Source organism: Pseudoclavibacter sp. RFBI5 (assembly GCF_002931395.1).
In the GTDB taxonomy this organism is placed as follows: domain Bacteria; phylum Actinomycetota; class Actinomycetes; order Actinomycetales; family Microbacteriaceae; genus Pseudoclavibacter.
The window spans coordinates 130,229-143,704 of record NZ_PSYA01000002.1; the positions used below are offsets into that span (position 1 = coordinate 130,229).

Annotated in this window: 14 protein-coding genes; 9 read left to right on the forward strand and 5 right to left on the reverse strand. The window is 70.4% G+C overall.

Going from position 1 to position 13,476, the window contains the following annotated elements:
• Positions 1-54 precede the first annotated feature (54 nt).
• Positions 55-702 carry a TrmH family RNA methyltransferase gene (locus tag C5E06_RS01245; RefSeq protein ID WP_104305836.1) on the forward strand — a complete coding sequence of 216 codons (648 nt, stop codon included), beginning with the start codon at positions 55-57 and terminating at the stop codon, positions 700-702.
• Here the strand turns inward: C5E06_RS01245 and C5E06_RS01250 are convergent.
• Entirely contained in the window at positions 699-1,379 is a 681-nt protein-coding gene (locus tag C5E06_RS01250) for a TetR/AcrR family transcriptional regulator (protein ID WP_104305741.1), read from the reverse strand. The two genes, C5E06_RS01245 and C5E06_RS01250, sit on opposite strands and share 4 nt — an antisense overlap.
• Before the next feature lie 69 nt (positions 1,380-1,448).
• Here C5E06_RS01250 and C5E06_RS01255 point away from each other — a divergent pair, with 69 nt between their 5' ends.
• Complete coding sequence (locus C5E06_RS01255) at positions 1,449-2,066, forward strand: biotin transporter BioY (protein WP_104240044.1); 618 nt, start codon at positions 1,449-1,451, stop codon at positions 2,064-2,066.
• Here C5E06_RS01255 and C5E06_RS01260 read toward each other — a convergent pair.
• A complete protein-coding gene (locus C5E06_RS01260) occupies positions 2,056-3,054 on the reverse strand; it encodes an NAD(P)H-binding protein (RefSeq protein WP_104305742.1) in 999 nt (332 codons plus the stop codon). The two genes, C5E06_RS01255 and C5E06_RS01260, sit on opposite strands and share 11 nt — an antisense overlap.
• 306 nt (positions 3,055-3,360) lie before the next feature.
• Here C5E06_RS01260 and kdpF point away from each other — a divergent pair, with 306 nt between their 5' ends.
• The 6 genes from kdpF to C5E06_RS01290 are packed head-to-tail and all read left to right on the forward strand — an operon-like array spanning position 3,361 to position 11,198.
• Positions 3,361-3,450 carry a K(+)-transporting ATPase subunit F gene (gene kdpF / locus C5E06_RS01265; protein WP_104240046.1) on the forward strand — a complete coding sequence of 30 codons (90 nt, stop codon included), beginning with the start codon at positions 3,361-3,363 and terminating at the stop codon, positions 3,448-3,450.
• 20 nt (positions 3,451-3,470) lie between these two features.
• Positions 3,471-5,132 (forward strand): potassium-transporting ATPase subunit KdpA, encoded by a 1,662-nt coding sequence (gene kdpA, locus C5E06_RS01270; protein WP_181062848.1) that lies wholly within the window; start codon positions 3,471-3,473, stop codon positions 5,130-5,132.
• A 2-nt stretch (positions 5,133-5,134) separates the two neighbouring features.
• The gene (gene kdpB / locus C5E06_RS01275; protein ID WP_104305744.1) at positions 5,135-7,243 is read left to right on the forward strand and encodes a potassium-transporting ATPase subunit KdpB; all 2,109 of its coding nucleotides are present in this window, start codon (positions 5,135-5,137) and stop codon (positions 7,241-7,243) included.
• A gap of 41 nt (positions 7,244-7,284) precedes the next feature.
• A complete protein-coding gene (kdpC, locus tag C5E06_RS01280) occupies positions 7,285-7,920 on the forward strand; it encodes a potassium-transporting ATPase subunit KdpC (protein ID WP_104305745.1) in 636 nt (211 codons plus the stop codon).
• 3 nt (positions 7,921-7,923) lie between these two features.
• Entirely contained in the window at positions 7,924-10,476 is a 2,553-nt protein-coding gene (locus C5E06_RS01285; RefSeq protein WP_104305746.1) for an ATP-binding protein, read from the forward strand.
• The gene (locus tag C5E06_RS01290) at positions 10,473-11,198 is read left to right on the forward strand and encodes a response regulator (RefSeq protein WP_104305747.1); all 726 of its coding nucleotides are present in this window, start codon (positions 10,473-10,475) and stop codon (positions 11,196-11,198) included. The genes C5E06_RS01285 and C5E06_RS01290 overlap by 4 nt, the downstream gene beginning before the upstream one ends.
• Here the strand turns inward: C5E06_RS01290 and C5E06_RS01295 are convergent.
• From C5E06_RS01295 to C5E06_RS01300, 3 genes are all read right to left on the reverse strand, one after another.
• Positions 11,195-11,482, reverse strand: coding sequence for a hypothetical protein (locus C5E06_RS01295; RefSeq protein ID WP_104240052.1), 288 nt, complete (start codon positions 11,480-11,482; stop codon positions 11,195-11,197). The two genes, C5E06_RS01290 and C5E06_RS01295, sit on opposite strands and share 4 nt — an antisense overlap.
• A gap of 131 nt (positions 11,483-11,613) precedes the next feature.
• Positions 11,614-11,760 (reverse strand): hypothetical protein, encoded by a 147-nt coding sequence (locus C5E06_RS19110; RefSeq protein WP_181057671.1) that lies wholly within the window; start codon positions 11,758-11,760, stop codon positions 11,614-11,616.
• A 94-nt stretch (positions 11,761-11,854) separates the two neighbouring features.
• Entirely contained in the window at positions 11,855-12,469 is a 615-nt protein-coding gene (locus tag C5E06_RS01300) for a LysE/ArgO family amino acid transporter (protein WP_104305748.1), read from the reverse strand.
• 69 nt (positions 12,470-12,538) lie between these two features.
• Here C5E06_RS01300 and C5E06_RS01305 point away from each other — a divergent pair, with 69 nt between their 5' ends.
• Positions 12,539-13,465, forward strand: a complete 927-nt coding sequence (locus C5E06_RS01305; protein ID WP_104305749.1) for a LysR family transcriptional regulator ArgP — start codon at positions 12,539-12,541, stop codon at positions 13,463-13,465.
• The last annotated feature ends 11 nt before the right edge of the window (positions 13,466-13,476 follow it).

Here is a 13,476-nt window from a genome sequence, read left to right on the forward strand (position 1 = left end):
ACTCTAAGTGGAGTGTACGCCACGCTCGCGGCCCGGCGCGCCTAGGCTGTGGCGGTGAGTGAACAGCAGCAGTTCGGCAGCGAAGACGACGCCCCGCACGGGGTCGGCCCCTGGCCCGGCGGTCGCGAGGACTGGCCAGAGGGGCCCTGGTTCGATGCGGAGCTTCTCGAGCACGGCGACCGCAGGAACGTGATCGACCGCTATCGGTACTGGTCGATGGAAGCGATCGTCGCCGACCTCGACACGAAGCGTCACGCGTTCCACGTCGCGATCGAGAACTGGCAGCACGACATGAACATCGGCTCGATCGTGCGCAGCGCGAACGCGTTCGCGGCCGACACGGTGCATATCGTCGGCAAGCGCCGCTGGAACAAGCGGGGTGCCATGGTCACCGATCGGTACCAGCACGTCGTGCACCACGAGACGGTCGAGGCGTTCATCGCCTGGGCGAGAAGCGAGGGCATGCCCGTGCTCGCCATCGACAACGTGCCCGGCTGCGTGCCCATCGAGACCTACGAGCTGCCGGAGCGGTGCGTGCTGCTGTTCGGGCAGGAGGGCCCAGGGGTGTCGGCGGAGGCCGTCGAGGTGTCGGATGCTGTGCTGGAGGTCTCGCAGTTCGGCTCGACTCGCTCGATCAACGCGTCAGCGGCGGCGGCCGTCGCGATGCACACGTGGGTGCTGCAGCACGTCGACTTCGCCTAGGGGGCGGTGCTCGTCTCGTCCTTCGCGAGCGCCGCGGCTCCGGCGAGGATCAGGTCGAGGCCAGCCGTGAAGCGCTCGGTGGGGTCCTGCGGCTCGAGTGGGTCCTGGGCGTGGGCCTGGAGGGCGCCGACCTCCGCGGCGTGAGTCTGCTGCTGTTCGTGGAAGGCCTGCCCGATCGTGTAGTGCACGACCGCCTCGGCGCACGTGCGACCGCCCCAGCCATCGAGGGCGAAGTCGCTGCGGGCCGCGCCGGAGGTCATCCGCACCAGGTCGACGGTCAGCAGGCCGAGGGCGAACGAGCTCGAGACGAGCTCGGCGCCGTCCCTGCGGGAGCGGAGCGCGGTGTGAAGCTGCAGCGCGAGGGTGCGGGTCTGCTGTGTTCCGGGCTCGGTCCCTGCACCCGGGAGGAGCCAGGTCTCGGCGGTGAGGGGGCGCAGGATGCGGTCGCTCACGGCCGCCAGCAGCGACTGCTTGTTGGGGAAGTGCCAGTAGAGCGCGCTCGGCTGCACCTCGAGGTAGTCGCTGATGCGCCGCATCGAGAGGTTCGGCAGGCCGTGCTCGTCCAGCACCTCGAGCGCTGTGGTGACGATCTCGGTGCGGCTGAGCTTCTCGTGGCTGCTCGCAGGGGTGCGTGCGGCGTCACGCGAGGCGCCTTCGGCTGGACCACGGGGTGTCATGGCGCTAATCTACTGAACACTGTTCACTGAACACCGTTCAGGAGATTCGAGAGAAAGGTCCAACTCCCTATGAGCACCGAATCGATCGACGCCGCCAGGCGTCCCGCCAATGGCGCCGTGCCCCGCGTTCTCGCCGATCTCGTGGCCGGGGCCGGTTCACGCACCGGAGTTCAGCTCCTCAACGTCGCGCTCGTGCTCGGCGGCACGCTGTTCCTCATCGCGGCCGGCTTCATCGTCATCCCGCTGCCGTTCACGCCCGTGCCCGTCTCGCTCGCGACCTTCGCCGTGCTGCTGACCGGCGCATCCCTCGGGCCAGCTCGGGCCGCGGCGAGCGCCGGCCTGTACCTCGCGCTCGGAGCTCTCGGCGCGCCCATCTTCGCCGACGGGGCCTCCGGTGTGCTGTTCCCGTCGTTCGGCTACATCATCGGCTACGTGCTGGCCGCGGTCGCCGTCGGTGCGCTCGCCCGTCGCCGCGCCGACCGCCACGTCGCGTCCACAGTGGGCGCCACGGTGCTCGGCACGCTCCTCGTCTACGCGGCCGGCGTGCCGTGGCTCGCGGTCTCGCTCGGCGTCGACCTCGGCACCGCCCTCGCGCTCGGGGTCGTGCCCTTCCTCATCGGCGACGCCATCAAGATCGCGGCCGTCAGCGCGCTCCTGCCGTCGACCTGGAAGCTGCTCAGACGGTAGCGGCAGCCGCGGCCCAGGACGGGTCGCCGGGGAGCCGCCCCATCGGGTCTCGCTGCGACGCGGGCACGGTGGGGTCGGGCTGCGCGACGGAGCGACGAAGCGCCTCGTCGATGGACAGCGGGCGCTCGGCGTCCTCCGGGAGGAGCTCGGCGATCCACGTGTCGTCGTCGGCGACCATGTCCTCGCGCAGGCTCTCCATGAGCGACGTCACGGTCGAGGACGGCACGTCGGTGATCAGGGTGGCGAGCCTCGCGACCAGGGGCTCCGGCAGTCCAGGCAGGATGACCTGCGGTCGGCGCTTCTCGACGGTGTCGGCGTAGCGGTCGATGAGTCTCGGGTAGGGGAGTCGCTCGCCGCCGCCGACGGAGTAGGCGCGCGTCGAGACGTCGGCGGTCAGCGCGCCGCTCACGGCCCTGGCGAGGTCGACCACCGCGATGGGCTCGACGTCGCTCTGCATCCACGCAGGCACCACGGTCACGGGCAGCCGCGCGGCGAGCTGCGACATGAGCTCGAAGCTCGTGGAGCTCGCGCCGAGGACCATGGCGGCTCGCAGGGTGACGACCACCGCGTCCGCCTCGTGGAGCTCGCGCTCGACCTCGAGGCGCGAAGTGAGGTGCTCCGAGAGCTCCTCCTCCGCAACGGGCGGGATGATGCCGGAGACGTACACGATGCGTCGCACCCCAGAGCGGTCGGCGGCCGCGCGCACGAGCCGCGCCGCCTCGAGATCCGCCTCGCGGAAGTCGTCGCTCGCCATGCCGTGCACGAGGTAGAGGATGGCGTCGACGTCGACGTCGGCCGTCACCGCTGCCGCGACGGAAGCTTCATCGAGCACGTCGAGCTCGACCCGGCGCACCCGCTCGGCCCACCAGAACGCGTCGAGGTCGCCCGGCTTGCGGGCGCCGGCCGTGACCTCCATGCCCGCGTCGAGCAGGACCGGTATCACTCGGCTGCCGATGTATCCCGTCGCGCCCATCACCAGTACGTTCATCGGTCGAAGCCCTGCCTCCTCGGCACCGCGTCGGGTGCCGACCCTCATCATGGCGGTGCAAGCTGCGAGGCGGCATCGGCGTTCTGTAAGGAAGGGCATCCACCTCGTATGGGTTCCGTTAGGACGACCCTCCTGGCGCTCTGAGAGGAGTTGTATCGAGCACTGCGCCTCACGGCGTGCAGCCCAGCCGCCTCGGCTCGGCCGCTGACCTCCGAACGGAGCCCAAGTGCTTGACGTTGTCTTCGTCGCGGGCGTGCTCGCCCTCTTCGCCACCATCGGCCTGCTCGGCAAGGCGATGGAGAAGCTGTGATCGTCTTCGACATCGTCGCGGTCGCTCTCGGCATCGCCGCCATCGTCTATCTCGTCGTGGCACTCCTGAAACCGGAGCGCTTCTGATGGATGGATCTCCTGTGTTCATGGCATCCCTCGCGTTCCTGACGCTCGCGCTCATCCTCGCGGCACTCCACCGCCCCCTCGGCGACTACCTCGCCTGGGTCTACACCTCAGAAAAGGACTGGCGTCTCGAGCGGGCCGCGTACCGGCTCGTGGGCGTCGACCCCGCCTCCCCGCAGACCTGGCAGTCGTACCTCCGCGGAGTGCTCATCTTCTCCGCGGTCGGTGTGCTCCTCGTCTACCTGCTGCAGCGCACCCAGCAGTGGCTGCCCTACTCGCTTGGGCTGCCGGCGCCGTCCGAGCCCCTCTCCTTCAACACGGCAGTCTCGTTCGTCACGAACACGAACTGGCAGTCGTACTCGCCGGAGCTCACGCTCGGCTACACCGTCCAGCTGTCGGCGCTCACCGTGCAGAACTTCGTCTCCGCCGCGGTCGGCCTGGCCGTCGCGATCGCCCTCGTGCGCGGTCTCGCCGCCACGCGCAGCGGAACGCTCGGCAACTTCTGGGTCGACCTCGTGCGGGGCACCGTCCGAGTCCTGCTGCCCATGTCGACGATCGCCGCGCTCGCGTTGCTCGCAGGCGGCGTCATCCAGAACTTCAACGGGTTCACCGACGTCGCGACGCTCGCCGGGGCGACGCAGTCCATCCCGGGCGGCCCCGTCGCGTCCCAGGAGGCGATCAAGCTCGTCGGCACGAACGGCGGCGGCTTCTTCAACGCGAACTCGGCGCATCCGTTCGAGAACCCGAGCGCTGTGACGAACCTGCTGCAGATCGTCCTCATGCTCGCGATCCCGTTCTCGCTGCCTCGGACGTTCGGGCGGATGGTCGGCGACCGCCGCCAGGGAATCGCCGTGCTCGCCGTCATGGCCACGCTTTTCACCGTGTCGTTCGCCGTGCTCACCGCCGTCGAAAGCGCGGGCATCGGCGCCGCGCCCGGGGCCGCAGGGGGAGCGATGGAGGGCAAGGAGCAGCGCTTCGGCATCATCGGATCGACGCTCTTCGCCACCACGAGCACTGGCACGTCGACCGGGGCCGTCAACTCCATGCACGACTCCTACACGGCCTTCGGCGGCCTCCTCCCGATGCTGAACATGATGCTCGGCGAGATCGCCCCAGGCGGCGTCGGCTCCGGCCTGTACGCCATGCTCGTGCTGGCGATCATCGCGGTGTTCATCGCCGGCCTCCTCATCGGGCGCACCCCGGAGTACCTCGGCAAGCGGATCGGCCCGCGGGAGATCAAGCTCGCGAGCCTCTACATCCTGGTCACGCCCGTCCTCGTGCTCACGGGAGTCGCCCTGAGCTTCGCCATCCCGGGCATCCGCGAGGACGTGCAGTCGACGTCCATCTGGAACCCGGGCGTGCACGGCCTCTCCGAGGTGCTCTACGCCTTCACCTCCGCCGCCAACAACAACGGATCGGCGTTCGCCGGCCTGACGGCGAACACGCCATGGCTCAACACGGCCCTCGGCATCGTCATGCTGCTCGGCCGCTTCGTGCCCATCGTGTTCGTGCTGGCGCTCGCCGGCTCGCTCGCCGCGCAGGACAAGGTGCCGGCCACCGTCGGCACCCTGCCGACGCACCGCCCGCAGTTCATCGGGCTGCTCACTGGCGTGAGCGTCCTCATCACGGCCCTCACCTACTTCCCAGTGCTCGCGCTGGGCCCCCTCGCAGAAGGACTCTCCTGACCATGCAGAGCATCCCAATCATGGCGTCGCTGCCCGGCGCGTTCCGCAAGCTCGACCCGCGCGCGCAATGGCGCAACCCGGTCATGTTCATCGTGTGGGTCGGAGCGGCGTTCACGACGGCGCTCGCGATCGCCGAGCCCTTCCTGGGCGGTCCGGCTGACTCCGGCGGCACGCAGATCCCCGCCTCGTTCACCATCGCCATCGCCGTCTGGCTGTGGCTGACGGTGCTCTTCGCGAACCTCGCGGAGTCGGTGGCCGAGGGGCGAGGCAAGGCGCAGGCCGAGACCCTCCGGCAGACCAGGACCAGCACCGCGGCTCACCGGGTGGGCGGCTACGACCCCGCAGGCGACCCGGGGGCGGAGCGCGGGAGCACCGTCGAGGTCTCCTCGGCCGACCTCACCCTCGGCGACGTCGTCGTCGTCTCCGCGGGCGAGCTGATCCCGGGCGACGGCGACATCATCTGGGGGATCGCCTCGGTGGACGAGTCGGCCATCACGGGCGAGTCAGCACCCGTCATCCGCGAGTCCGGTGGCGACCGCAGCGCCGTGACCGGGGGCACCCGCGTGCTCTCCGACCGCATCGTGGTTCGCATCACCTCGAAGCCGGGCGAGACGTTCGTCGACCGGATGATCGCCCTCGTCGAGGGAGCCTCCCGGCAGAAGACGCCCAACGAGATCGCGCTCTCCATCCTCCTCGCGTCACTCTCGATCGTGTTCGTGGTCGTCGCGCTGACGCTCAACCCGATCGCCTCGTACGCGGCGAAGCCCGTCAGCATCACGGTCCTCATCGCCCTGCTCGTGTGCCTGATCCCGACCACCATCGGAGCGCTGCTGTCGGCGATCGGCATCGCGGGCATGGACCGGCTCGTGCAGCGCAACGTGCTCGCGATGTCCGGGCGGGCCGTCGAGGCCGCCGGCGACGTGACGACGCTGCTGCTCGACAAGACCGGCACCATCACCTATGGCAACCGGCGCGCGTCCGAGTTCGTGCGGATGCCCGCCACGGGCGAGCAGGAACTGGTCCGCGCCGCTGCCCTGTCCTCGCTCGCCGACCCGACCCCCGAGGGGGTCTCCATCGTCGAGCTCGCCCGCCAGGAGGGCGTCGATTTCGCCGCCCAACCGGGTGCGGCGCAGGGCGAGGTCGTCGCGTTCACGGCCCAGACCCGCATGTCGGGACTTGACCTGCCCGACGGCGCGCGCATCCGCAAGGGTGCCGGGTCCGCGGTGACCGCCTGGCTCGCCGACGAGGGCGCGCCACTCGAGGCCTCACGGCTCGAGGAGCTCCAGGACGCCACGAACCGCATCTCGCAGAGCGGAGGCACCCCGCTCGTCGTCGCCGTGATGGAGGCGCCCGGCACCGGCGCGGCCGCCGGGCGCGTGCTCGGCGTCGTCCACCTCAAGGACATCGTCAAGGAGGGCCTCAGCGAGCGCTTCGCGGAGCTGCGGTCGATGGGCATCCGCACCGTCATGGTGACGGGCGACAACCCGCTCACGGCGGCCGCCATCGCCAAGGAGGCCGGAGTCGACGACTTCCTGGCCGAGGCGACACCGGAGCAGAAGCTCGCCTACATCCGCCGCGAGCAGGACGGCGGCAACCTCGTCGCGATGACGGGGGACGGCACGAACGATGCGCCGGCGCTCGCGCAGGCCGATGTGGGCGTCGCGATGAACACGGGCACGTCGGCGGCGAAGGAGGCTGGCAACATGGTCGACCTCGACTCCGACCCGACGAAGCTCATCGACGTGGTGCGCATCGGCAAGCAGCTGCTCATCACGCGCGGCGCGCTCACCACGTTCTCCATCTCGAACGACATCGCCAAGTACTTCGCGATCATCCCGGCCATGTTCATGGGCGTGTACCCCGGTCTCGGGGTCCTCAACATCATGGGTCTCCACTCGCCTGCTTCGGCCGTGCTCTCCGCCATCGTCTTCAACGCCATCGTGATCGTGGCGCTCGTGCCGCTCGCGCTCCGGGGCGTGAAGTACCGGCCAGCGAACGCCGCGAGCACGCTCGGCCGGAACCTGCTCGTGTACGGGGCTGGCGGCATCGTCGCACCGTTCGTCGGGATCTGGCTCATCGACCTCGTCGTGCGCCTCATCCCCGGCTTCTGACCCCGCGACCACCGCCCCGACTGATCTGACAGGACTCCACCTTGAACTCCTCAACTCGCGCCACGGCGCGTACCACCTGGGTCGCCGTGCGGGCGATGCTCCTCTTCACGCTCGTGCTCGGCGTCGGCTACACCCTGGTCATCACGGGCATCGGGCAGCTCGCGTTCGGAGCCCAGGCGAACGGCTCCCAGCTGCACGACGACGGCACGAGCATCGGGTCCAGCCTCATCGGGCAGTCCTTCACCGACGCCGAGGGCAACCCGCTTCCCGAGTTCTTCCAGTCGCGCCCATCGGCCGCGGGCGACGGCTACGACTCGGGCGCCTCCTCCGGCTCGAACCTGGGGCCCGAGAACCCGGAGCTCGTCGCAGCCATCGACGAGCGGCGCCGCGAAGTCGCGGAGCTCAACGGCGTCTCGCTCGCGGAGGTGCCCGCGGACGCCGTCACGGCGTCCGCATCCGGCCTCGATCCGCACATCAGCCCCGAGTACGCCGCCCTGCAGGTGGCACGCGTCGCCGAGGCTCGCGGGCTCGCGGAGGCGGACGTCCGTACTCTGGTCGCAGCGCATACGACCAGCCCCTTCCTCGGCTTCCTCGGGGAGGCGAGCGTCAACGTGCTCGAACTCAACCAGGCCCTGGTCGAGCTGCAGGCCACGACCATGGATACGAAGGAGCGCTGAGTCATGGCGAAGCGCGGACGGCTGCGGGTGCTGCTCGGCGCCGCCCCTGGCGTTGGCAAGACATTCGCGATGCTGCACGAGGGCAGGCGGATGCGCGAAGCCGGACAGGATGTCGTCGTCGCGGTGGTCGAGACCCACGGCCGGGCCGCGACGGCTGCCGCAGCAGACGGGCTCGAGGTGCTGCAGCGTGCGGAGTCCCTCCACCGCGGCGTGACGCTCTCGGAGATGGACGTGGACGCCGTGCTCGAGCGCAGCCCCGAGATCGCCCTCGTCGACGAGCTCGCCCACACGAACGCCCCCGGCTCGCGCAACGCCAAGCGCTGGGAGGACGTCGAGGAGCTCCTCGAGGCCGGCATCGACGTGCTCTCGACGGTGAACATCCAGCACGTCGAGTCGCTGGGCGACGTGGTCGAGCAGATCACGGGCGCACCGCAGCGGGAGACGATCCCCGACCAGGTGCTGCGTCGCGCCGACCAGGTGCAGGTGGTGGACCTCTCGCCCCAGGCGCTGCGCGATCGGCTCGCGGCTGGCCTCGTCTACCCGGCGGAGCGTGTCGACGCCGCGCTCTCCAACTACTTCCGCCTCGGCAACCTCACGGCGCTGCGGGAACTGGCGCTGCTGTGGCTCGCCGATGAGGTCGACCAGTCCCTGCAGAGCTACCGCGCCGAGCAGGGCATCGACACCACGTGGGAGGCGCGCGAGCGAGTCGTCGTGACGATCACCGGTGGCGCGGAGGGCGAGACGCTGCTGCGCCGCGGCGCCCGCATCGCCGCGAGGTCGGGCAGCGGGGAGCTGCTTGCGCTGCATGTCACGAGCCAGGACGGTCTTCGCGCCGGAGACCCAGCGCACCTCGCGCGCCAGCGGGCGCTCGTCGAAGAGCTCGGCGGAACGTACCACCAGGTCGTCGGCGAGGATGTCCCGGCGGCACTCATCGAGTTCGCGCGCTCGGTCAACGCGACCCAGCTGGTCATCGGCGTGAGCCGCCGGAATCGTCTGGCTGCGCTGCTCACGGGGCCGAGCGTCGGGAGCGCGGTGACCCGCGAGGCGGGCAGCATCGACGTGCACATCGTGAACCACGCGCGAGCCGGCGGCGGGGTGCGGCTGCCGCGGCTCGGCGGTGCGCTCACGATGCGTCGCCGCATCGCGGGCTTGGCGCTCGCCCTGGTCGCTGGACCACTGCTGACCTGGCTCCTGGCGTCGCTCGGCAGCGTCGACTCGTTCACGACGCACGCGCTCAGCTACCAGCTCCTCGTCGTCACGGTCGCCCTCATCGGCGGGCTGTGGCCCGCGCTCTTCGCCGCCGTGCTCTCGGGGGTCACGCTCGACTTCTTCTTCGTCGCTCCATTCGGCACCGTCCTCATCACCGAGCCGAGCCACCTCGTCGCGATCGTCCTCTACGTGGTCATCGCGGCGCTCGTGAGCCTCGTCGTCGACCGGGCGGCCAGGAGGGCGCGCGAGGCGAGGAGGGCCGCCGCGGAGTCGCAGCTGCTGCAGACGGTTGCAGGCAGCGTGCTGCGCGGGCAGAGCGCCCTGCAGGCGCTGGTCGAGCGGACACGGGAGGCGTTTGGGCTCGCGGGTGTACGACTCATGGATGCTCGGGGCGACGCCAGCGGGGCTGACCCGCTTGTGCTCGCGAGCTGCGGAGAGCCGGTGCGCGGGAACCGCCACGCGGTCATCCCGGTGAGCGCGGGGACGTCAGACGGGGCTGGCGCGCGACTCGAGCTCCACGGGCGCGAGCTCGATGCCTCTGAGCGTCGCCTCCTGACGGTCATCGTCGCCCAGCTCGGTGCGGCTCTGGAGCACAGCGACCTGCGGGTCGCGGCAGACGAGGTGGCCCCGCTCGCCGCCTCCGACAAGGTCAGACGGGCGCTCCTGTCCGCCCTCAGCCACGACCTGAGGCGGCCCCTCGCCTCGGCGACGGCGGCCGTCAGCGGCCTGCGTTCGGCGGGTGAGGAACTCGCGGCAGCCGACCGCGACGAGCTCCTCGAGACCGCGGACGAGAGCCTCGGAACGCTCGCCGCTCTCGTCACCGACCTCCTCGACGTGAGTCGACTGCAGTCCGGGGGACTCGCCGTGTCGATCATGCCGACCGACCCCGCCGACGTGATCGTGCCCGCGCTCGACGAGCTGCAGCTCGGCCCGGACGACGTGGAGCTCGCGCTCGACTCGAGCGCCGCATCCGTCGCCGCCGACCCGGCCCTCCTGCAGCGGGTGCTCGTGAACCTCCTCGCCAACGCGGTCCGGCACTCGCCACCGAACCGCCGCGTGCGGCTCGCGACGAGCGAGTTCGGCGGGAGCGTGCAGATCAGGATCATCGACCGGGGGCCCGGAATCCCCGCCGAACGCCGCGACGACGTGTTCGTGCCCTTCCAGCGCCTCGGCGACACCGACAACTCGACGGGCCTCGGGCTGGGCCTCGCCATCTCGAAGGGATTCGTGGAGGGAATGCACGGCACACTGGTGCCGGAGGACACCCCGGGAGGAGGGCTCACGATGGTCGTGACGCTGCCGGTCACCGGGAACCCGCCCGAGCAGATCCAGGGAGACCGCGCATGAAGATCCTGATCGCCGACGACGACCCGCAGCTGCTGCGCGCACTGCGCATCACCCTCACCGCCAAGGGGTACGAGGTGCTCGTCGCCCGCAACGGAACGGAGGCCGTCTCGATCGCGGCCGAGCGCCGCCCGGACCTGTACCTCCTCGACCTCGGGATGCCCGAGCTCGACGGGATCGAAGTGATCCAAGCCATCCGCGGCTGGTCGGACGCGCCGATCCTCGTCGTGTCCGGACGCAGCGGGGCTGGCGACAAGGTGGATGCGCTCGATGCCGGCGCCGACGACTACGTCACGAAACCGTTCTCCGTCGACGAGCTGCTCGCGCGCATCCGTGCCCTGTCTCGTCGGGTGCCGCAGGGCGAGGCGGAACCTGTCGTCGCCTTCGGCGACGTGTCCGTCGACCTCGCCGCGAAGAGCGTCGTGCGCACGGGAGGGGCAGAGGCGGCGCACGTGCGCCTCACCCCGACGGAGTGGCAGGTGCTCGAGCTGCTCGTGCGCAACGCGGGGAGGCTCGTGACGAGGCAGATGCTGCTCACGAGCATCTGGGGCTCCGAGCATGTCACCGACACTGGATATCTCCGGCTGTACATGTCGCAGCTGCGCAAGAAGCTCGAGCCGGTGCCGTCCGAGCCTCGCCACCTCCTCACGGAGGCCGGCATGGGCTACCGGCTGGTGTTGAGGTCGGACGGCCCCGCCTCGGCCTCGCTGGCCGAGAAGGGCTAGCTGTCCGAGGGGGCCGCTCGGCTCGCCTCCTCCGCGCTGGGGAATTCAATGCCTTCCGCGTCGATATCGCCGACGTCGTCTGGCCCGCCCGTGCCAGGCCGCACGTTCACCTTGTCGGTGTCGATGTCGCCGTCGAGGCGCCCGTCGACCTCGTCGACCCGTGCGGTGCCGGTCTCCTGCTTCGCCTGCGTCTCGGTCTCGCTTCCGGGGGAGTAGGCGGTGTCCTTCTCGAGCTGCTCGTCCGTGGAGAGGCTGTCTTCGTGATCGTGCATCTGGTGGCTCATCCCGCGAGCCTGTGGGCTCGTCCTGGGAAGCCGCGGGGGTCCGGATGCGTGGAGCCCGTGAGTCTCGACGCAGATGGCCCGCGTCGCCGGAGCGTCGCGGGCCACAGCATCAACCGGCTGGGTGGCCGGTGTCAGTCCTCTTCGGGCTCGAAGGTGGAGGCGTCCGGGTCGTAGCCGACGGCGACTCCATCGTCGGAATCGGGAATCGTCCCGTCTTCGCCGAGGCCGTTCGGCTTCTCTTCGCCGTCGGCGTCGTGGGAAATCTTCTGGTCGCTCATCGTTGGCCTTCCGGTCGGGATCTTCCTTGACTGGGCCGACGATAGCGCTCGCGGCTGGGGAGTTTGCGGGACGTGACGCGGCGGTTTGCCTGGTTCAGAGCCCGAGTAGCAAGGAGGCCGCGATGCCAGCCATCACCACGGCGATGATGGCGTCGAGGATGCGCCACGCGGCGGCGCGCGCGAAGACCGGCTGCAGGAGTCTGGCTCCATAGCCGAGAGCCGTGAACCAGACGATGCTGCCGAGCGCCGCCCCCGCGCCGAAGAGCCAGCGCGCATCGCCGTGGGTGTTCGCGACGGACCCGAGCAGGACCACCGTGTCCAGGTAGACGTGCGGGTTCAGCCAGGTGAGCGCGAGTGCCGTGAGCAGCGTCGGGAGCAGGGCGGCCGAGGCGCGTGGTTCGTCCGCATCCAGTGCCTTCGGCCTGAGGGCGCGGCGGGCCGCGAGCACGGCGTAGCCGAGGAGGAACGCGGCGCCCCCGATGCGGACCACGGTCGTCAGCCAGGGGAGCGCCGTGAAGACGATGCCGGCACCCCCGATGCCGAGCAGGATGAGGATCGCGTCGGAGAGGGCGCACACGGCGACCACGGCGAGGGCATGTGTGCGGAGCAGTCCCTGGCGCAGCACGAACGCGTTCTGCGCGCCGATCGCGACGATGAGCGACAGGCCGAAGCCGAAGCCAGCGAGCAGGGGGAGCAGATCCGGGGTCATGGTGTGACCGTATTCGTGCCCGTGGTGATGGTCCAGCTCATGTTTCTTGTGAATCATTAGCATTGCTTCATGCCTGATTCCCCGAACGCGTTCGACCCTCAGCGCCTCGCAGCGCTTCGATCCGCCGTCGAGACGGGCACGTTCGAGGCGGCCGCCCGGGAGCTGCGCGTCACGCCCTCGGCGATCAGCCAGCGCATCAAGTCCCTGGAGAGCGAGACCGGGCGCGTGCTGCTTCAACGCAGTAAGCCGGTCGTGCCGACCGAATCGGGCGAGGTCCTCCTCCGCCTCGCACGGCAGGTGGATGCGCTCGGCAGGGAGGCGTCGAACGTCCTCGGGCGAGTGGGCGGAGCCTCCGGCGCCACTCCTGGAGCAGCCCAGGCGCCGCCCTCGCTCGAGCGGCTGCCGATCGCCGTCAACGCGGACTCACTGGCGACTTGGCTGCTCCCCGCCCTCGCGCCGTTGGCCGGAGAGATCGCCTTCGACCTGCACCGAGCCGACGAGGCGCACACCACGGACCTCCTCAGCCGGGGCGCCGTGACCGCCGCGATCACCGCCGACCCGGTCCCCGTGCAGGGGTGCACCTCCGCGCTGCTCGGAGAGATGCGCTACACGCCGATGGCATCGCCGGACTTCGTGGAACGCTGGTTCACGGGGGGCGCTCGGAACTCGGGAGGGGTGCTCGCGCACGCGCCCGTTGTGGTCTTCGACCGAGCAGACAGGCTCCAGGAGCGCTACCTGCGCGGGGTCGGCGTCGACCCGGCGGGCCCGCCCTGCCATTTCGTGCCGTCCTCCGCGGACTTCGTGCGGGCCATTCGCCTCGGCTTCGGCTGGGGCCTGGTGCCGGACCTCCAGGGAGGCGACGATGCCTCGCTCGTCGAGATCGACCCCGGCGCGTCGATCTCGGTGCCCCTGTTCTGGCAGCAATGGCAGCTGCATACGGAGGCCCTCGGCAGGACCGCGTCGGCGGTCTTCGCCGCCGCCGCTCGCAGCCTCTGACCTGGAATGGC

Bases quoted from the DNA above. Each gene is read 5' to 3' on its own strand.
- C5E06_RS19110 (WP_181057671.1), bottom strand. From the start codon at position 11,760: ATGAGCGACCAGAAGATTTCCCACGACGCCGACGGCGAAGAGAAGCCG.
- kdpB (WP_104305744.1), top strand. From the start codon at position 5,135: ATGCAGAGCATCCCAATCATGGCGTCGCTGCCCGGCGCGTTCCGCAAG.
- C5E06_RS01305 (WP_104305749.1), top strand. From the start codon at position 12,539: ATGCCTGATTCCCCGAACGCGTTCGACCCTCAGCGCCTCGCAGCGCTT.
- C5E06_RS01290 (WP_104305747.1), top strand. From the start codon at position 10,473: ATGAAGATCCTGATCGCCGACGACGACCCGCAGCTGCTGCGCGCACTG.
- C5E06_RS01255 (WP_104240044.1), top strand. From the start codon at position 1,449: ATGAGCACCGAATCGATCGACGCCGCCAGGCGTCCCGCCAATGGCGCC.
- C5E06_RS01300 (WP_104305748.1), bottom strand. From the start codon at position 12,469: ATGACCCCGGATCTGCTCCCCCTGCTCGCTGGCTTCGGCTTCGGCCTG.
- C5E06_RS01285 (WP_104305746.1), top strand. From the start codon at position 7,924: ATGGCGAAGCGCGGACGGCTGCGGGTGCTGCTCGGCGCCGCCCCTGGC.
- C5E06_RS01250 (WP_104305741.1), bottom strand. From the start codon at position 1,379: ATGACACCCCGTGGTCCAGCCGAAGGCGCCTCGCGTGACGCCGCACGC.
- kdpA (WP_181062848.1), top strand. From the start codon at position 3,471: ATGGCATCCCTCGCGTTCCTGACGCTCGCGCTCATCCTCGCGGCACTC.
- C5E06_RS01260 (WP_104305742.1), bottom strand. From the start codon at position 3,054: ATGAACGTACTGGTGATGGGCGCGACGGGATACATCGGCAGCCGAGTG.
- C5E06_RS01295 (WP_104240052.1), bottom strand. From the start codon at position 11,482: ATGAGCCACCAGATGCACGATCACGAAGACAGCCTCTCCACGGACGAG.